The 17,608-nt window shown below is 67.6% G+C and carries 20 protein-coding genes; 8 read left to right on the top strand and 12 right to left on the bottom strand.

Going from position 1 to position 17,608, the window contains the following annotated elements; all coding sequences use genetic code 11:
• Nucleotides 1-8 precede the first annotated feature (8 nt).
• Nucleotides 9-221: a hypothetical protein gene (locus tag EH231_RS27345; RefSeq protein ID WP_124713720.1), complete on the bottom strand. Its 213-nt coding sequence runs from the start codon at nt 219-221 to the stop codon at nt 9-11.
• 378 nt (nt 222-599) lie between these two features.
• Nucleotides 600-785, bottom strand: coding sequence for a hypothetical protein (locus EH231_RS27350; RefSeq protein WP_124713721.1), 186 nt, complete (start codon nt 783-785; stop codon nt 600-602).
• A gap of 81 nt (nt 786-866) precedes the next feature.
• Here EH231_RS27350 and EH231_RS27355 point away from each other — a divergent pair, with 81 nt between their 5' ends.
• Nucleotides 867-1,718 (top strand): SDR family oxidoreductase, encoded by an 852-nt coding sequence (locus EH231_RS27355; protein WP_090424162.1) that lies wholly within the window; start codon nt 867-869, stop codon nt 1,716-1,718.
• Here EH231_RS27355 and EH231_RS27360 read toward each other — a convergent pair.
• The 6 genes from EH231_RS27360 to EH231_RS27385 are packed head-to-tail and all read right to left on the bottom strand — an operon-like array spanning nt 1,715 to nt 5,859.
• Entirely contained in the window at nt 1,715-2,122 is a 408-nt protein-coding gene (locus EH231_RS27360) for a hypothetical protein (protein ID WP_044515429.1), read from the bottom strand. The two genes, EH231_RS27355 and EH231_RS27360, sit on opposite strands and share 4 nt — an antisense overlap.
• A 3-nt stretch (nt 2,123-2,125) precedes the next feature.
• Nucleotides 2,126-3,334: an O-succinylhomoserine sulfhydrylase gene (locus EH231_RS27365; protein WP_124713722.1), complete on the bottom strand. Its 1,209-nt coding sequence runs from the start codon at nt 3,332-3,334 to the stop codon at nt 2,126-2,128.
• Nucleotides 3,335-3,352: 18 nt separating this feature from the next.
• On the bottom strand, nt 3,353-3,766 hold the full coding sequence (locus EH231_RS27370) for a rhodanese-like domain-containing protein (RefSeq protein ID WP_124713723.1): 414 nt from the start codon (nt 3,764-3,766) through the stop codon (nt 3,353-3,355).
• Nucleotides 3,763-4,221 carry an Rv0361 family membrane protein gene (locus EH231_RS27375; RefSeq protein ID WP_124713724.1) on the bottom strand — a complete coding sequence of 153 codons (459 nt, stop codon included), beginning with the start codon at nt 4,219-4,221 and terminating at the stop codon, nt 3,763-3,765. Before EH231_RS27375 ends, EH231_RS27370 begins: the two co-directional genes overlap by 4 nt.
• A 6-nt stretch (nt 4,222-4,227) precedes the next feature.
• Complete coding sequence (gene purT, locus EH231_RS27380; RefSeq protein ID WP_124713725.1) at nt 4,228-5,532, bottom strand: formate-dependent phosphoribosylglycinamide formyltransferase; 1,305 nt, start codon at nt 5,530-5,532, stop codon at nt 4,228-4,230.
• A gap of 24 nt (nt 5,533-5,556) precedes the next feature.
• A complete protein-coding gene (locus tag EH231_RS27385; RefSeq protein ID WP_084621976.1) occupies nt 5,557-5,859 on the bottom strand; it encodes a UBP-type zinc finger domain-containing protein in 303 nt (100 codons plus the stop codon).
• 43 nt (nt 5,860-5,902) lie between these two features.
• On the opposite strand from EH231_RS27385, the gene EH231_RS27390 reads away from it, so the two are divergent.
• The 5 genes from EH231_RS27390 to EH231_RS27410 are packed head-to-tail and all read left to right on the top strand — an operon-like array spanning nt 5,903 to nt 11,736.
• A complete protein-coding gene (locus EH231_RS27390; protein WP_090424157.1) occupies nt 5,903-7,495 on the top strand; it encodes a Na+/H+ antiporter in 1,593 nt (530 codons plus the stop codon).
• Complete coding sequence (locus EH231_RS27395; RefSeq protein WP_164481042.1) at nt 7,488-9,494, top strand: MMPL family transporter; 2,007 nt, start codon at nt 7,488-7,490, stop codon at nt 9,492-9,494. The genes EH231_RS27390 and EH231_RS27395 overlap by 8 nt, the downstream gene beginning before the upstream one ends.
• Before the next feature lie 20 nt (nt 9,495-9,514).
• Nucleotides 9,515-10,321, top strand: a complete 807-nt coding sequence (locus EH231_RS27400) for an alpha/beta fold hydrolase (protein WP_420891935.1) — start codon at nt 9,515-9,517, stop codon at nt 10,319-10,321.
• A 9-nt stretch (nt 10,322-10,330) separates the two neighbouring features.
• A complete protein-coding gene (locus EH231_RS27405; protein WP_090424155.1) occupies nt 10,331-11,536 on the top strand; it encodes a cytochrome P450 in 1,206 nt (401 codons plus the stop codon).
• 5 nt (nt 11,537-11,541) lie between these two features.
• Nucleotides 11,542-11,736: a ferredoxin gene (locus EH231_RS27410; RefSeq protein ID WP_084621975.1), complete on the top strand. Its 195-nt coding sequence runs from the start codon at nt 11,542-11,544 to the stop codon at nt 11,734-11,736.
• A gap of 16 nt (nt 11,737-11,752) precedes the next feature.
• Here EH231_RS27410 and EH231_RS27415 read toward each other — a convergent pair whose 3' ends face one another.
• The 4 genes from EH231_RS27415 to EH231_RS27430 all read right to left on the bottom strand — a co-directional run bounded on the left by EH231_RS27415 (nt 11,753) and on the right by EH231_RS27430 (nt 16,099).
• A complete protein-coding gene (locus EH231_RS27415) occupies nt 11,753-13,300 on the bottom strand; it encodes an HNH endonuclease signature motif containing protein (protein ID WP_124713727.1) in 1,548 nt (515 codons plus the stop codon).
• Nucleotides 13,301-13,340: 40 nt separating this feature from the next.
• Nucleotides 13,341-14,024, bottom strand: a complete 684-nt coding sequence (locus EH231_RS27420) for a hypothetical protein (RefSeq protein WP_409543460.1) — start codon at nt 14,022-14,024, stop codon at nt 13,341-13,343.
• Between the two features lie 159 nt (nt 14,025-14,183).
• On the bottom strand, nt 14,184-14,807 hold the full coding sequence (locus tag EH231_RS27425; RefSeq protein WP_124713728.1) for a PaaI family thioesterase: 624 nt from the start codon (nt 14,805-14,807) through the stop codon (nt 14,184-14,186).
• A complete protein-coding gene (locus EH231_RS27430; protein WP_124713729.1) occupies nt 14,804-16,099 on the bottom strand; it encodes an adenylosuccinate synthase in 1,296 nt (431 codons plus the stop codon). Before EH231_RS27430 ends, EH231_RS27425 begins: the two co-directional genes overlap by 4 nt.
• Before the next feature lie 105 nt (nt 16,100-16,204).
• On the opposite strand from EH231_RS27430, the gene EH231_RS27435 reads away from it, so the two are divergent.
• Nucleotides 16,205-16,786, top strand: a complete 582-nt coding sequence (locus tag EH231_RS27435; protein WP_124713730.1) for a hypothetical protein — start codon at nt 16,205-16,207, stop codon at nt 16,784-16,786.
• A gap of 41 nt (nt 16,787-16,827) precedes the next feature.
• The gene (locus EH231_RS27440; protein ID WP_124713731.1) at nt 16,828-17,607 is read left to right on the top strand and encodes a site-2 protease family protein; all 780 of its coding nucleotides are present in this window, start codon (nt 16,828-16,830) and stop codon (nt 17,605-17,607) included.
• The last annotated feature ends 1 nt before the right edge of the window (nt 17,608 follow it).

Here is a 17,608-nt window from a genome sequence, read left to right on the forward strand (position 1 = left end):
CGGCAGTTTCAACGCACATCCGGCCACACCATTCCAACCACGATCAGCCTGATTAAAAGCCTGCCCGGTCCGCCCGCCGGGCCGGCCTCGGCCGACACCGCATCGGCAAACACCGCTCGCCGCTCCCAACCACGGGAATGGCAGATCTTGAGCAACATTTCAACCTCCGATTTAGCCGTAAGGTGAAATTCAGATTTAATTTTCCTCGGCAATGAAGGCATTTCGCGCACCCCTTCAAATGTTGCACTGACCAGGCACTGAGTGCATCCTCAGATTGCTCTGACATGCCACACATTGCGATCCGGGGAGGGGTTTCGAAATGGGGATTCGATCAACGTCAGGCGCCACAAAGAAAATGCTCATCGCCGCATTAATGTTCGGGGCGGCCATTTCCATACCATTTGTCGGGATCGGCACCGCCGCGGCGACTTCACCCGTTTCGTCCTACCCCGCCGACTCGAGCTACCCGGCGGACCCGACGTGGCCGTCGCCGCCGTCGTGGGGGTCATACCCGGCGGAGTCGTCATACGGCGCCCCCGGTTGACGCTGACGGGGCCCTGCGGGATCAGCGGAGATGACGTAGTCCCTCGCTCACCCGATCACCCCAGGCGCCAGGCCCGCGACCGGGCCACGATCCGGACCGGGAGCTCGGCCGCGTCGACTTCAGCACGGTTCTTCTCGATGGCGGCGATCACGCGGCGCGCCACGAAGTCGGTCGTGACCCCCTTCGAGCCGAGGCCACCGGCAGCCCCGGTTACCAATGCCTGTGCGCCCTTGATCTGCATGGCGGCCTCCGCGCTTGCTGTGAACGGTAGACCTCATCGCCCCCTTCCGCCCAAAACTTGACACGTGTAAAGTTCGCCGCCATGGACAACATCAGGGGCAAGACCATCGCGATCACCGGTGCCGCACGAGGCATCGGTTACGCCACTGCCAAGGCCCTGCTGGCCCGCGGTGCCCGCGTCGTCATCGGTGACCGCGACGTGGCGCTTCAGGAGTCGGCCGTCGTCGAACTGAGCAAGCTCGGCCCGGTGTCCGGCTACCCGCTCGACGTCACCGACCGCGAATCGTTCGCGACGTTCCTCGACAAGGCCCGCACCGACGGTGGCGGACACATCGACGTGCTGATCAACAACGCCGGCGTCATGCCGATCGGCCCGTTCCTGGAGCAGTCCGAGCAGTCGATCCGGTCCTCCATCGAGGTCAACGTCTACGGCGTGCTCACGGGTTGCCAGCTGGCGCTGCCGGAGATGGTGAAGCGGCGCAGCGGCCACGTCATCAACATCGCGTCGCTGTCGGGGCTGATCCCGCTGCCGGGCCAGGTGGTCTACGTGGGCGCCAAGTACGCCGTGGTGGGACTGACCACCGCGCTGGCCGATGAAATGGCCCCACACGGGGTGGACGTGTCAGTGGTCATGCCGCCGTTCACCAACACCGATCTGATCTCGGGCACCAAATCCAGCGGGGCGATCAAGCCGGTCGAGCCCGAAGATATCGCCGCCGCGATCATCAAGACGCTCAACAAGCCCAAGACCCACGTGTCCGTACCGCCGCCGCTGCGGTTCACCGCTCAGGCCGCGCAGATGCTGCCGCCCAAGGGCCGGCGCTGGATGAACAAGAAGCTGGGCCTGGACAGCGTCTTCCTGGAGTTCGACGCCGCCAAGCGCAAGAGCTACGAGGACCGGGCCCAAGCAGCCCAGGGAGTCATCGAAAGCTAGAACTCCGGCAGGGGCTGACCGGCGCGGTAGCCCTCGATCACGTCGAGGGCTCCGGTCAATTCCTCGTGCGCGAACTCGTAGCGCTCAACGCTGCCGACGAACACCACCCGCACGATCTCGCCGTCCTCGGCCGCATCCAGCCACAGTGAGGTCACCGGGAGGCCGTCTTCCACCTGGGCCCCGGACGGCTCGTAGAACCACACGGCGTAATCGTCGTTCGACTGTTCCTCGTCGAACTCCCAGCCGCGCTGGGTGATTCGCTCGTCGAACTCGGCCAGATCGGCGACGACGGCGTCGGGGATGTCCGCCAGTTCGTCGACGGACTCCGCCGAGACCCGGTTCACGCCCCGGTCGGCCTGCCGCTTGCGGCGGCGGGCCTTCTTCGCGTCGGATCCGCGTGACACGCGCTAACCCAGCGCCTGGTCCAGGTCGGCGATCAGGTCCTCGGTGCCTTCCAGGCCCACGGAGACGCGGACCACGCCGTCGCCGAGCCCGATGGCGGCGCGCCCTTCCGGGCCCATGGCCCGGTGCGTGGTGGTGGCCGGGTGGGTGATCAGGGACTTGGCATCGCCGAGGTTGTTGGAGATGTCGATGACGCGCAGCTTGTCGAGCACCTCGAAGGCGCGGTCCTTGCCGCCGTCCAGTTCGAAGGTGACCACAGTGCCGCCGCCGCGCATCTGCCGCTTGGCCAGGTCGTACTGCGGATGCGACTCCAGGAACGGGTATTTCACCCAGTTCACGCCGGCCTTGGCCTCCAGGAACTCGGCCACCGTGTGCGCCGAACGGTTCGAGTAATCCACCCGAACCGCAAGCGTCTCAAGGCCTTTCAGCAGCGTCCAGGCATTGAAGGCACTGATCGCCGGGCCGGTGTGCCGCATGAGCTTCTGCACCGGGCCGTCGATGTACTCCTTGTCGCCCAGGATCGCCCCGCCCAGCACCCGGCCCTGACCGTCGATGTGCTTGGTACCGGAGTACACCACCACATCCGCACCGAGCGGGATGCCCTGCTGCAGAAGTGGAGTGGCAAAGACGTTGTCCAGCACGACCTTTGCGCCGGCGGCATGCGCCAGCTCGGACACCGCGGCGATATCGACCAGGGACTGCATGGGGTTCGACGGCGTCTCGAAGAACACCGCCTGCGTCGGCACAGACAGCGCCTCCTCCCACTGTGAGAGGTCGTCACCGTCGACGAACACCGTCTCGACACCCCAGCGCGGAAGGATCTCGTTACACACCACGAAGCACGACCCGAACAAGCTGCGGGCGGCCACCAGGCGGTCGCCGGCGCCCAACAGCGCGCCCAAAGCGGTGAACACCGCCGCCATGCCGGTGGCGGTGGCGAAGCACGCGGGTGCACCCTCGATCAGCCGCAGGCGCTCCTCGAACATCGAGATGGTCGGGTTGCCGTAGCGGGAGTAGACGAAGCGGTCGATCTCGCCGGTGAACGCCTTCTCGGCCGCGGCCGCGGACTCGTAGACGTACCCCGAGGTCAGGTACATCGCCTCGGCGGTTTCCTCGAACTCCGAACGCAGCAGACCGCCGCGCACACCGATGGTGGCCTGGCTGACGCCCTCGGGCAGGGCAGCCGGGATCCGGACAGATGGGATGTCAGTCATGAGACTCTCAGCTCTACTTCAGCTCTGTTTCCACGGCAGACCGACGGCCTTCCAACCGGTACCGCCACGGTGGCGGTTCTCGTCCAGATTGCCCTCGAATCCGTCGAGCACGTTGTAGGACGGCGCGATACCGGCCGCGGTGGCGGCCTCGGCTGCACCGATCGAACGGTTGCCGGAGCGACACAGGAAGACCACCGGCCGCTCGCCCGGCGTCACGCCGGACGCCAGAAGATCATCGACGAACCCATCGTTATGGCTGCCGTCGTTCCGGTTCCATTCCACGTACACCACGTCACGCTCAAGGGTGGACAGGTCCGGCACACCGACGAAGCGCCATTCGGCGTCAGTTCGACAGTCCACCAGCACGGCCTCGGAATTCTCACTCAGAAGTTTCCAGGCCTCCTCGGGCGTGATGTCTCCCGCATAGCTCACGGGCGTGAGTCTCCCATACTCGAGCAGACGCGCCATTCGCCGTCCTCACGGACGAAGGCCGTCTCGGTGTTCACCTTGGTGTCAGGCGTATTGCCGAAGTGGTAGACCACGGTTGCGGTGGCCCGATCCCCCTCGACCTTCACCCCAGTCACGTCGTCGACGTACCTGGCCCCCTGTTTGGCCACCGAATCACGCTGACGGGCAATGAAATCTGCCTCGGCTCCGCGCTGGGCGGCGCAGGTGTAACCGGAGAATTCGCTGAAGTTCTCCCGCTGCAGCGCGTCGTTCTGGCCGACCGCCGCGAGGCTGACCTTCTGCTCCTCGCTGCGCCCGTCGGTGCCGAAGCCGTTCAGCAGGACCACAACGATCACGGCGAGCACAATGACGGCCAACGCCCCGAGGAACGGTGCCATCGTGGGCCGATCCTGTGCTTCCTCAGCCTCTTCCTCAGCCATGGCCGACTACCGCAACTTGCGCAGCGCCGTGCCGACCCGGCGGGCACGGTCACGGGCGATGATCACGTCAGGAGCGGTGGCCAGCGCCACCCCGAGCCGGCGCGGAGGTTCGGATTCGCCGGGGCGACCGAACAGCCGCACGTCGCTTTCGGAGGTGGCCAGCGCCTCTTGCAGCACCGCGCCGATGTCGACCGACAGCTCGCCGGAGTCGGCGCCTCCGTAGCTGACCTCGGCAGCCGCCGGGGAGATCATGATGGTGTCCACGGCCAGGCCCAGGATGGCCCTGGCGTGCATCTCGAACTCCGACAACCGCTGCGACCGCAGGGTCACCAGGCCGCTGTCGTGCGGACGGATCCGCACGTCGGAGAAGTACACGTCGTCGCCCTGAACCAGCAGCTCGACCCCGAACACCCCGCGGCCGCCCAGCGAGTTGACGATCCGCGCGGAAATCGACTTCGCGGCGTCCAGCGCCGCCGGCGACAGCGGCTGAGGCTGCCAGGACTCCAGCACGTCGGTCCCCACCTGCCGGTGTCCGATCGGCTCGCAGAACTGCACGCCGGGGCCGGACGGTCCGGTGGTGCGCACGGTCAGCATCGTGATCTCGTACTCGACCTCGACGACGGACTCGGCCAGCACCCGGTTGTGGGCGATGTGTCCGGCAGTGGTCGCACGCTGCCAGGCGGGTTCGACGTCATCAGGGCGCAGCAGCACCGACTCGCCGTCGCGCTGCGCGCCCACCACCGGCTTGACCACCAGCGGGAAGCCGGCGTGCTCGGCCACCGCGGTCAGCTCCTCGGCCGACCCGGCGAACCAGAACGGCACCGTCGGCAGGCCCAGCTCGTCGGACGCCAGCCGGCGCAGGCCCTCGCGGTCCTGGCTGAGCCGGATGCTGCGCGGGGCGGGCAGAACCTCGATGTCGCCCCGCTCGGCCACCGCGACCAGTGCGTCGGCGGCGATGACGCCGGACTCGGCGACCACGTAACGCGGCTTCTCCCGCTCGATCAGCGCGGCGAGCTCCTCGGCGTCGTTCATCTTGATCACCGCGGAGCGGTCCGCGACGCCGTGGGCGGGCGCGTAGTACCGGTCGGCGGCCACCACGACGCCGCCCAGCCGCTGGAACGCCAGCGCGAGCTCACGGCTCAGATCGCCCGAACCCAGCAGCAGCACCGTCGCCGCAGGTTCGGTGGGCTTGGCGGCGTCCGTCCGCTCTTCTGATCCGTCGGTCGTGGCCTCGGCCGGAGCATCTTCGGCACCGTCGACCTGGCCGTCGGTCAGGTCATCGGTCTGCGCGTCCTCAATCGATTCACTCATCGCACGCACCAGCCTGCCAGATCGTCACCCGACTCGATGGTCGATATAGCACCAACGCCAGCTCTCACCGGGTTCGGCCGAGCGCATGACCGGATGACCGCTCTGGTGAAAGTGCTTGGTGGCATGCTGATGCGGGCTCGAGTCACAGCAACCGACGTGACCGCACGTGAGGCACATCCGCAGATGCGCCCAGTTGGTCTCGCCGTCTTGCTCGCATTCCTGGCACTTCCCGGGGGTCAACGGTTGCGGCTCGTCGACCGCCGCGTCGAGATGTTCGCAGGTGCGAGGCGCCGGGTTCTGCTCCCGCCGGCGTGATCTCCTCAACATGTTGATCAAGGATAGGCACGGCACACGAAGGAGGAACGACAACGTGGGTGCCTCACTCCTGGCGGCACTGGTCGCCGCAATTCTGCTGGCCGCCGTGGCCCGCCGCTTCGACGTCTCGGCGCCGCTGGCGCTGGTGGTGGCCGGCCTGGCCGGCAGCGCGCTACCCGGCTTCCACGACGTTCACCTGGATCCCGATCTGGTGCTCTTCGTGATCCTGCCGCCGCTGCTGTGGTCGGCGGGGCTGGAGAGCAGCTACGTGGCGCTGCGCCGCAACATCCGCCCGATCGGGTTCCTGGCGGTCGGGCTGCCGCTGGCCACCACATTCGTCGTCGGCATCGTCGCCTTCCACACCGTGCCCGAGCTCACCATCGCCGCGGCACTGACCCTGGGCGCCATCGTGGCCCCGCCCGACGCCGTCTCGGCCACCGCCGTCGGCCGTCGGCTCGGGCTGCCACGGCGCACCATGACGCTGTTGGGCGGCGAGAGCCTGCTCAACGACGCCACCGCGCTGACCGCCTACAAGGTGGCCCTCGGTGCCGCCATCGGCACCGCCGCCACCTGGAGCAGCGGGCTGGGCACGTTCGCCCTGGCCGCGGTCGGTGGCGTGGTGGTGGGCTGGGTGATCGGGATGGTGGTGCACTTCATCCGCACCCGGCTCGACGACCCGCTGGTCGAAAGCGCGATCGGCCTGGTGGCGCCGTTCTTCACCTACCTGCTGGCCGAGGAGATCCACGGCTCGGGCGTGATCGCCGTGGTGGTGGCGGCCCTGCTGCTGGGTCAGCGCGAGTCCCAGGCCGGCTACGCCACCCGGCTGCAGGACAAGGCGGTGTGGAAGGCGCTGCAGCTGATCCTCGAATCGTTCGCGTTCCTGCTGATCGGCCTGCAGCTGCCGAAGGTGATCGCCGAACTGGCCGGGATCTCTGCCGCCACGCTGGCGATCTCCTCGGCGGCCGTACTCACCACGGTGATCGGAGTGCGGATGGTGTGGGTGTACGCGACCACCTACCTGCCGCGGCTGATGTCCAAGCGCATCCGCGAACACGAACCCGAACCAGCACGGGCCCAGGTGTTCATCGTGGCCTGGGCGGGTATGCGCGGCGTCGTGTCCTTGGCCGCCGCGTTCGCCGTACCCGTCACCACCCTGGCCGGTGATCCCTTCCCCGGCCGCCCGCAGTTGGTGTTCCTGACCTTCGTCGTCGTGGTCGGCACGCTGTTGCTGCACGGGCTGACGCTGCCGTGGTTCATCCGGGTCCTCGGGGCCCAGGGCGACGAGGCACACAGCGATGCGATCGCCACCGCCGCCGCACAGGACAAAGCCGCCCGCGCCGCGGCCGAGCGGCTCGACACGTTGCTGGCCGAGCAATCGGCCACCAACGATGTGCCCCAGCGCGCCGCCGACGTGTTGCGGGCCTGGAACACCCGGCGCCGCAATGCCGCCTGGGAGCGGCTGGGCCGCGACGACGCCGACATCGGCGAGAGCCCGACGTCCGCATTCCGCCGGCTGCGACTGGAAATGCTTGCCGCCGAACGGGACACGTTCATCGCCGAACGCGACGCAGGCCACATCGATGACGAGGTCCTGCGTACTGTGCTGCATGGGCTCGATCTGGAAGAGGCGACACTGAATCGTGATTAGGCGTCTGACGTGGCTGGCCGTGCTGGTCGTTGTGGTCTCCGGCGGTCTACTGGGCCTGCTCAGCGGCGGCGACGCCGCCTCGCAGTCGCCGGTCGCCGTCCCGTCGGACGCCGAGTCCGCGCGGGCCGACACCCTGCGGGCCGATTTCCCCGGCGGAGACCAGGTTCCGGCGATCCTGGTGGTCACCCGAGCCGACGGCGGTGAGCTCACCATGGCCGACGTCGACGCCACCGCCAGTGCGCGCCAGCGGATGACCGATGCACCCGGCCCGCCGTTGGTGGTCTCCGACGACGGCAAGGCCGCGGTGGTCACCGTGCCGTTGAAGGCCGACCTGTCAGGGTTCGGGCTGAACGACGCCGTCAAGGAACTACGTGCCACCGCCACCGACGGCTTGCCCGCCGAGCTGCGAGCCGAGATCACCGGCGGCCCCGCATTCGGTGCCGACATCGCCAATTCATTTGCCGGAGCGAACATCACACTGCTCGCGGTGACCGCGACGGTGGTGGCGCTGCTGCTGATCGTCACCTATCGCTCGCCGGTGCTGTGGCTGGTGCCGCTGTTGGTGATCGCCTTCGCCGACCGCGTGGGCGCCGTCGTCGGGACCGCGGTGGCCTCCGGATTCGGCCTGAGCCCGGATGGTTCGACGTCGGGCATCACGAGCGTGCTGGTGTTCGGTGCGGGCACCAACTATGCGCTGCTGTTGATCTCGCGGTACCGGGAGGAGCTGGGGCGGACCGAGCAGCACCGCGAAGCCCTCGTGGTTGCCGTGCGGGCCGCCGCCCCGGCGATCGTGGCGAGTAACGCCACCGTGGTGCTGGCCCTCCTGACACTGCTGTTCGCCTCGGCGCCCAGCAACCGCAGCCTCGGCGTGCAGGCCGCATCTGGTCTGGTGGTCGCCGCGATCTTCGTGCTGGTCGTGTTGCCGCCACTGCTCGCGCTGTGCGGCAAGCGGCTGTTCTGGCCGTTCATCCCCAAGGTCGGAGCCACGCCGCTGACCGAAAGCGGTTTCTGGCACCGGATTGCGGACTCCGTGGCGCGCAAGCCCGCCCGCGTCGCGGTCGCGTCACTGGCCGGCCTGGCAGTGCTGTGCACCGCACTGCTGGCCACGCCGATCGGACTGACCCAGACCGAGCAGTTCCGGGTGCAGGCCGAATCGGTGACCGGATACCAGACACTGGCCGCGCATTTCCCGAGCGGCCTGACCGACCCCACCCGCGTCATCGCCTCCACCGGCAAGGCCGGTGCGGTGCAGCGGGCGATCACCGACACCCCGGGCGTCGTCTCCGCGTCGCCCGCCGGCCAGTCGCCGACCGGGCTGAGCCAATGGTCGGTGGTACTCAAGGCCGAACCGGCCTCCGACGAGGCCTTCGAAACCATTGACGCCCTGCGTGATTCGGTGAGGTCTGCGGACCGCACCGCGGTCGTGGGCGGGTCCGACGCCCAAGCCAGGGATGCCGCCGCGGCGGCCCAGCGCGACCGGCTCGTGGTGATCCCGGCGATCCTGGCAGTGGTTCTGGCGGTGCTCTACCTGCTGCTGCGTTCGGCGCTCGCGCCGCTGGTGCTGGTCGGGGTCACCGTGCTGAGCGCGCTGGCCGCGCTCGGTCTGGGCGGCTGGGCCAGCGTGCATGTGTTCGGCTTCCCGGCCCTGGACAACAGCACCCCGCTGTTCGCGTTCCTGTTCCTGGTGGCCCTCGGCGTGGATTACACGATCTTCCTGGTGACGCGGGCCCGCGAGGAGACCCCGGAATACGGCACTCGGCAGGGCATCGTGCGCGCGGTCTCGGCCACCGGTGCGGTGATCACCAGTGCCGGTGTGGTGCTGGCAGCGGTGTTCTGCGTGCTGGGCGTGCTGCCGCTGATCGTGCTGACCCAGCTGGGCATCATCGTCGGACTGGGCATCCTGCTGGACACCTTCGTGGTCCGCACCGTCATCATCCCGGCGCTGTTCACGCTGATCGGGCCGCGGATCTGGTGGCCGGGCCTGAACGCCGAGCGCTAGGGCTGCCTACCATGTCGCCCGTGGAGGAGTTGACGCTGCCGACCAGGCTCGGCCGGCTCCGGGTTCAGGTCTCCGGTCAGGGTGAGGCGATCGTGTTCTGGCCCAGTCTGTTGATGACGGGTGACATGTGGGCCGCGCAGGCAGCGGAGTTCGGCACCACCCACCGGGTCATCCTGGTCGACCCGCCCGGCCACGGCCGCAGCGAAAAGCTGACCGCGCCATTCAGTTTCACCGACTGCGCAGGCACCGTCGCCGACATCCTCGACGGCGTGGGGGTCGAACGTACGCATTTCGTCGGTAACTCGTGGGGCGGAATGATCGGCGGGACGTTCGCGGCGTTGTACCCCAGCCGCGTCGGCCCTGCCGTGTTGATGAACTGCACGGCGTCGGCCGCCGGCAGGCGTCAACGGTTCGAGTACGGGCTGCTGCTCCGGGCGGCAAAAGTGCTCAACGGTATCCGCGGCCCCCTCACCCGGTCGGTGCTCAAGGCGTTCCTGGGACCGACGTCGATGCGCGGACGCCCAGAAGTCGTCGCGTTCGTCGACGACGCCGCACACCAGGTCGACATCGACTCGAGCGCATGGGCAGTGCGAAGCGTCGTGCCGCGACGCCCCGATCAGCGGAGCCTGCTCTCACAGGTACGAACCCCGGTGCTCGTGGTCGCCGGCGCCGAGGACGCGACCTTCCCGCTCACCGAGACCAAGGCCATGGCCGATTCCATCCCGGGCGCCGAGTTCGTGGTCCTCGACGGCGTCGCGCACCTGGCCGCCCTGGAGAATCCGGCCCTCACCAACACCCTGATCAGGGACTTCCTCGAGCGCGCGTAGCGTCTAAGCATGACTGAGCCGGTCACCCTGCCGCCACTTCACATGCGGCGCAATGCGTTCGACCCGACACCGGAACTCGCCGAGATCCGTGAAGCCGACGGGGTGCGCACCGTCATCAGTGCGCTCGGCAACCCGGTGCACCTCATCACCCGCCACGAGGACGTCAAGGCGGTGCTGAGTGACCACGAACGGTTCTCCAACAGCAGACCACCGGGTTTCACCCTGCCCGGGGCGCCCGAAATGTCCGAGGAGGAATTGGCCAGCGCACGGGCCGGGAACCTGCTGGGCCTCGACCCGCCCGAGCATCAACGGCTGCGCCGCATGCTGACCGCCGAGTTCACCATCCGGCGGATGAAGCGGCTCGAGCCCCGGATCGTCGAGATCGTCGACGCCCGCCTCGACGCGATGACCGCGGCCGGCCCGCCGTCAGATCTGGTGGCCGATTTCGCGCTCCCCATCCCGTCGCTGGTGATCTGCGAACTGCTCGGGGTGCCCTACGAGGACCGGGACGACTTCCAGCATCGCTCGACGCTCCAACTCGACCTGTCCCTGCCCATCGCGGAACGCCTTGCGCTGCAACGGCAGAGCCGTGAGTACATGCGCGGCCTCGTCGGACGGGCCCGCCGGGATCCGGGTGAGGACATCCTCGGCATGCTGGTCCGCGACCACGGCGCCGAATTGAGCGACGACGAACTCGTCGGCATCGCCGGGTTGCTACTCCTCGCCGGGCATGAGACCACGTCGAACATGCTCGGCCTGGGTGTCCTGGCGCTGCTGCGCCACCCCGAGCAGTTGACCGCGGTGCGCGACGACCCGGATGCCGTCGGTCCGGCCGTCGAGGAACTGCTGCGCTGGCTGTCCATCGTGCAGAACGCCATCCCCCGCTTCACCACCACCGATGTCGAGGTGGCCGGCGTGCGGATCTCCGCGGGCGAGTTGGTCTTCGCCTCGCTGCCCGCGGGCAACCGGGACCCCGAGTTCATCGACAGCCCTGACGTTCTCGACATCCGCCGCGGCGCACCCGGACATCTGGCCTTCGGCCACGGCGTGCACCATTGCCTCGGTGCTCCGCTGGCCCGCATGGAGATGCGGATCGCCATTCCCGCGCTGCTGCGCCGCTTCCCCACCCTGGCGCTCGCGGAACCCTTCGACGCAGTGCAGTACCGGTCTTTTCACTTCATCTACGGGCTCAAATCATTGGCGGTAACGTGGTGAATGCCATGAAAGTAGAAGCAGATCAGGACGCCTGCATCGCATCGGGCAACTGCGTGATGATCTCCGACGTCATCTTCGACCAGGACGACGACGGTGTGGTCGAAGTCCTCGTCGACGAGGTTCCCGACGATGAGATCGACCACGCGCGCCAGGCCGTCAAGCTGTGCCCCGCATCGGCATTGAAGCTCACCGGGGAGTGAAGTCGGGCCGCACCGTTCAGAACGGTGGGGGCGGTCCGTATTCTTCGGCGAGCCAGGCTTGGTATTGGCGTTCGACTTCGAGGTCGTTGTTGAGTTCGGCGCGTTGACGGCGTTCGGCGGTGATGCGGTCTTTGCGGTCCTGTTCGCGGGTTTGGCGGCGTCTCGGCATCATCGCGGCGCGGTCCGGGCTCGCTGCCGGTGGTTCGGGCAGGTTGAGTTCCCCGGTCGGCTGACCCAGCGCGGGAAACAGGCCGGCGCCGTGGGGTTCGGTGACGTAGGTGTGCCCGGTCGGTGCGGTGATTTCGACGGTGCCATCAGGTAATTGGCGATCCGACCATCCGGGGCAGAACGTTTTGACCAAGTGATGCGCACGGCAGTAGAGCTTGGTGTTGGACGGATGGGTCGGACCCAGTGGATAGGGCATCGTGTGGTCGATGTCGCAGCGTGCGACAGGGGCGTCACAGCCAGGGAACCGGCAGGTCAGGTCACGCCACCGGATGAACTCCGAGAGCGCCACCGAGGGCCGATAGCCCGGCTCAGACGCATCAGACGCCGTCGACGTATCAGCGGCCTCACTCGGTTCGCTCGGGTCGCTCGTGTCGGCGGCCTTACCGCGTTCCACTGCGCTGGGTTGGGGCGGTTCAGGTATGTCAGCCGGCGTGCCCGGTTCGCTGGGCACATGCAACGGCTTGAGCTTGGCCATAGCGGCCAGGTCTCGCACGCTCTGGGCGGGCAGGATCCCATAGCCGGGTAGATAGCCCGGATCATCGGTGGTGCCGTCCAAGGTGGCGTGGTCGGCCAACACGTGGATCACCGCGGCGTTGGCGGCGGCCCGTTTCTGCCCGGCGGGGCAGTCCGGTAGCCCGCACAGACAAGCCAACTGCGATTCCAACCGGGCCACCGGACCCACCGCGTCGGCGCGGCGCTGCTGCTGGGTACGCGGATCGTTCTCACACACCGTCGCCGCCACGGCATCAAGGCGTTGACTCAGCGCCGCCCCGTCGGCGGCATCGACGTTGCCCCACACCGAAGCCCTACCCGGGCTGTGCGGCTCGATCTGCACGAACCGCTCCTCGACCAGATTCGGCGGCACCCGCTCCCCGTTCGGATCGAGTTTGGCGATCCACTGATCCACCCGATCCCGCAGTTTGGGTTCCGACAGCCGCATCCACCGATGCGCCCGCGCCGCCAACTCCGCATCCAACACCGCCCACACCTCCGGATCGGCGATGCCGGTACGAGCGATGATCATGCACACCACCCGATAATCGATCTCCCCGGCCGCCAACCGTGCCGCCACCAACGGCAACTTGTCGCGCAACACCCGAGCACGATGAACCTGCGTGCCCGCCCGGCCCCGACTGATCCGCAACGCCGCCGACACCTCGGCCGCGACCTCCTCGAACGGATCGGTACGCCAGAAAATGGACTCGGCCAACTCGATTTCGCGCAAGGTGTCCAACGCCCCGATCGCGGCCAACCGGGCCGCGATCGCCACCGACTCCGCCCGCGCGGCGGCACTGATCCTGTCGATCAGTGCCACATCGGAATCGAACTCGAACATAAGTTCGATTATGCCACCACCCACCGACAACCGTGGGCGATCACCCCTGGGGCTGTGAGGGGTGCTGATGCTCGCCCGGCAGGTCGATCACCCCGGCCCGAACCAGGATCAACAGACTGACCGCGAACACCCAGAGCGGGAACGCCAGGACGATCCACATGCTTACATTGCCGGCGATCAGAAGTGCCACCGCGACAAGGTAAGTCGTGTACACCAGTGGGCGCGGCATCAGACCCGTCTTCAGCCAGATCGTCGCCAACGACATCATGAACACCGCTGCCATCCGGACGCCGTACGTCTTGCTCAACGCCATCAACACCATCTGCCCGAACGTGGCGACATGGCTGTAGGCGGTGGCGTCGGTGATTCCCGCCCGGCTGGCGATCAACCCGGCACCGACGGCCGATGAAACGAACATCATCGCCAAGAACAGGATTCCGCTGCCGAGGAAAACCGACGAGAAGAAGCGGTCCTCGTAGCGGCCGAAGCCGTCGCGCACCACACCGATGAACCACAGGAACGCGATACCGGCGAACGGCATCAACACCGACGCCACCCGCAGGCGAGTAGTCGCGCCGTCGACCCATTGCGAACCGGGCTCGGCTCCCTCGGGCAACGCGGTGCGGATCAACACGAGGGCCACCCCGAACAGCACAGCGAACAAAACCCCCGCCAACGCAGCCGCCCGCGGCGTGGACAAGCGGTGCAAGTGTTGTTGAACCACGGCGTCATAGTGACATTCGGCGCCGCAAAGTGCTGGCAGATCGTGATTCGGCGCGGAATCGAGTACGTGACGATCTACGGCAGGTTCGATCGCGAGCTGTGGTACCGCCGCTGATACCAGGTTTTGAGATTGAATATGCCGCCCCAGCGGCGACACCGTCTATGGCTGGCCGGGCAGCAATCTGATCATCAGACCGTGGGCCTCGGCAAGCAGGTTCTCGTCGGGATCACGCAGCTCGGCATTCACAAATGCCTTGCGTCCCTCGGCCTCACGAACCCAGCCGCGTGCGGTCAGCACCGTGTCGATGGGCGTCACCTTGCGGTAGTCCACATGCAGGAACGCCGTGCGACTGATCGGCCGGCCCGCGGCGTGGATCACCATGCCGAACACCGAGTCGAAGAGCAGTGGCAACACTCCGCCGTGCACCGCGTAGTTGCCGCCGACGTGGAACCGGCTGAACTGCACATGCAATTCGACGCCCTCGGGCTCGAATTTCGACATGGTCCACGGCGCCATCAGCAGGCTGCCCGCGCCCGGCAACGAGGGCACCCGGTTGGCCGGGCCCATGCCCTCGGCGGCCTCGTACGGGTCGAGGAGCTTGACGAGCTCTTCGACCCGATCAGCCGCGTCGTCCCAGGTATCGCTGTCCGGGTCCGCCGAGACAGCCAGATCCTGCACCCGGCGCATCGCGGTCAGGAAGCGCCCGAAACCCGGCCCCGGATCGGCCGGCTTGAATACCGGGAATCCGCCGTGCTGCTCGAAAACCGATGGCTCATCGCTCACTTGGCGGCCAAGATGTCACGTCGCACGATCGTCTGCTCACGGCCCGGACCGACACCGATGCACGAAACATGGGCGCCGGCAAGCTCTTCCAGCCGCAGCACGTAGTCCTGGGCCTTGGCGGGCAGATCGGAGAACTCACGCGCGGCGGAGATGTCCTCCCACCAACCGGGCAGCTCCTCGTAGATCGGCTCGGCGCGGTGAATCTCAGACTGCGTCATGGGCATCTCGTTGGTGCGCTTGCCGTCGACCTTGTAGCCGACGCACACCGGCACGGTCTCCAGGCTGGACAGCACGTCGAGCTTGGTCAGGAAGTAGTCGGTGATGCCGTTGACGCGGGTCGCGTACCGGGCGATGACCGCGTCGAACCAGCCGCAGCGCCGGGCCCGGCCGGTGGTCACGCCGACCTCGCCGCCGGTCTTGGCCAGGTAGGCGCCGTGCTCGTCGAACAACTCGGTCGGGAACGGACCGGACCCGACACGAGTGGTGTAGGCCTTGAGGATTCCGAGCACCGTGGTGATTCGCGTCGGACCGATCCCGGAACCGACCGCGGCGCCGCCGGCCGTCGGATTCGACGAGGTGACGAACGGGTAGGTGCCGTGGTCGACGTCGAGCAGGGTGCCCTGCGACCCCTCCAACAGCACGGTCTCGCCCTGTTCCAGAGCCTGGTTCAGCAGCAGCCGGGAGTCGGCGATGCGGTGCTTGAAGCCTTCGGCCTGGGCGAGCAGATTCTCCACCACCTCGGCAGGCTCGAGCGCCTTCCGGTTGTAGATCTTGACCAGCACCTGGTTCTTGAATTCCAGTGCGCCCTCGATCTTTTCGGCCAGCAACTGCTCGTCGAGCACATCGGCGACCCGGATCCCGATGCGGGCGATCTTGTCCTGATAGCAGGGACCGATGCCGCGACCGGTGGTGCCGATCTTCTTGCTGCCCGCGTATCGCTCCACGACCTTGTCGATGGCGACGTGATACGGCATCAGCAGATGCGCGTCGGCCGAGATCAGCAGGCCCGAGGTGTCGACGCCGCGATCTTCCAGCCCCTGGAGCTCGGCGAGCAGCACACCCGGATCGACCACCACACCGTTACCGATGACGTTGGTGACCCCTGGCGTCAGGATGCCCGAGGGGATCAGGTGCAGTGCGAAGTTCTCCCCCGTGGGCAGGACGACGGTATGCCCGGCGTTGTTGCCCCCCTGGTAGCGAACGACCCACTGCACGCGTCCACCGAGCAGATCGGTGGCTTTACCTTTGCCCTCGTCGCCCCACTGGGCGCCGATGAGGACGATTGCCGGCATGGCGTATTCTCCCGCCTAATCTTCCGCACTAATGTGATGCAGCCGGTAGGCCACCTTATCCCAGCTCACGCCAGGAACACATTTGTCTGACCGCAAGGAGCAGTTTTGACCACCTCAGACGGGGTCGCGGTGGTCGGCACAGAGCCTGTTCCGCGCCCGCTCCGCAACCTGCCGAGGGTAGATGTCGACGACCTCGGCGCACACCGCAGACTGGTCGTGACCGGCGGCGAAGCCGAGCTGGCCGCCGTGCTCACCGCGTTGCTGCGCGCCGATCGGCTCGGCGTCGAGGTCGCTGCCGCCGCCGGCAGCTGGTCAGCCCGGCGCGCACTGCGCGCCCCCGCCCGGCGTGTCCCGCTCATCCGCGACGAGACGGGAACAGTGCTGGTAGGCGCCGCGCAATGGCACGGGCCTGACGGTGCGTCGCTGGAGGGCGAGGCCGTCGTCGACGACGTCGTCCTGTTCGACGGCGAGGCGCCGGGCGTCCGCGTCGAGCCCACACTGAACATGCCGGGACTGCGCGCGAGCGTGCTGTCGGACCGGGGCCGGCCGGTCCGCTGGGTCGCCGGACGTGCCGCGCAGCTCGGAACCCCGGGTGCGCAGGTGATCCGCGACGGGGTGCCCGCGCAGCGGACCGTACGACGATCGACGTTCTACCGGCACACCGAAGGTTGGCTGCGCGTCGGCTGAGCCAGGCCGGATTGCCGGCCGAATTGACGTAGCGTCGAATCGTGAACATCCGCCCGCTGCATCAGTCGGTACGCCCGAGCCCGGTTTTCCTGGCCGTCGTCGCGCTCACCGTGGCCGGCGGAGTGCTGGCCTGGCTCGCCGCGGACAACGTGAAGCCACTGTCCTATGTGGGCGTGTTCATCCTGGTGATCGCGGGCTGGCTGGTGTCGCTGTGCCTGCATGAGTTCGGCCACGCCTTCACCGCTTGGCGGTTCGGCGACCACGACGTCGCAGTGCGGGGCTACCTGACCCTCAACCCGTTCAAGTACTCCCACCCCCTGCTGTCTCTGGGTTTGCCGGTGCTGATCATCGCGCTCGGCGGGATCGGGCTGCCCGGCGGCGCGGTCTACGTCCGCACGTCCTGGATGACGGCCCGACAGAAGACGCTGGTCAGCCTGGCCGGCCCGGCGGCCAACCTGGTGCTGGCAGTCCTGCTGCTCGCCGTCACCCGCCTCTTCTTCGACCCGGCTCACAGCGTGTTCTGGTCCGGGCTGGCCTTCCTCGGATTCCTGCAGGTCACCGCGGTAGTGCTGAACCTGCTGCCGGTTCCCGGGCTGGACGGCTACGGCGCACTGGAACCACATCTGAGCCCCGACACCCAGCGCGCACTGGAGCCCGCCAAGCAGTGGGGCCTGTTCATCCTGATCATCCTGCTGTTCACGCCGGTGCTGAACCGATGGTTCTTCGGGGTGGTGTTCTGGTTCGTCGACCTCTCCGGCGTGCCGAGCCAGCTGGTGTCGATCGGCAGCCAGCTGACCCGGTTCTGGTCCGCCTGGCTCTGAT

The organism is Mycolicibacterium nivoides (assembly GCF_003855255.1).
In the GTDB taxonomy this organism is placed as follows: Bacteria; Actinomycetota; Actinomycetes; order Mycobacteriales; family Mycobacteriaceae; genus Mycobacterium; species Mycobacterium nivoides.

Bases quoted from the DNA above. Each gene is read 5' to 3' on its own strand.
- EH231_RS27415 (WP_124713727.1), bottom strand. From the start codon at position 13,300: ATGTTCGAGTTCGATTCCGATGTGGCACTGATCGACAGGATCAGTGCC.
- EH231_RS27365 (WP_124713722.1), bottom strand. From the start codon at position 3,334: ATGACTGACATCCCATCTGTCCGGATCCCGGCTGCCCTGCCCGAGGGC.
- EH231_RS27355 (WP_090424162.1), top strand. From the start codon at position 867: ATGGACAACATCAGGGGCAAGACCATCGCGATCACCGGTGCCGCACGA.
- EH231_RS27350 (WP_124713721.1), bottom strand. From the start codon at position 785: ATGCAGATCAAGGGCGCACAGGCATTGGTAACCGGGGCTGCCGGTGGC.
- EH231_RS27405 (WP_090424155.1), top strand. From the start codon at position 10,331: ATGACTGAGCCGGTCACCCTGCCGCCACTTCACATGCGGCGCAATGCG.
- EH231_RS27410 (WP_084621975.1), top strand. From the start codon at position 11,542: ATGAAAGTAGAAGCAGATCAGGACGCCTGCATCGCATCGGGCAACTGC.
- EH231_RS27385 (WP_084621976.1), bottom strand. From the start codon at position 5,859: ATGTTGAGGAGATCACGCCGGCGGGAGCAGAACCCGGCGCCTCGCACC.
- EH231_RS27430 (WP_124713729.1), bottom strand. From the start codon at position 16,099: ATGCCGGCAATCGTCCTCATCGGCGCCCAGTGGGGCGACGAGGGCAAA.
- EH231_RS27345 (WP_124713720.1), bottom strand. From the start codon at position 221: ATGCCTTCATTGCCGAGGAAAATTAAATCTGAATTTCACCTTACGGCT.
- EH231_RS27375 (WP_124713724.1), bottom strand. From the start codon at position 4,221: ATGGCTGAGGAAGAGGCTGAGGAAGCACAGGATCGGCCCACGATGGCA.
- purT (WP_124713725.1), bottom strand. From the start codon at position 5,532: ATGAGTGAATCGATTGAGGACGCGCAGACCGATGACCTGACCGACGGC.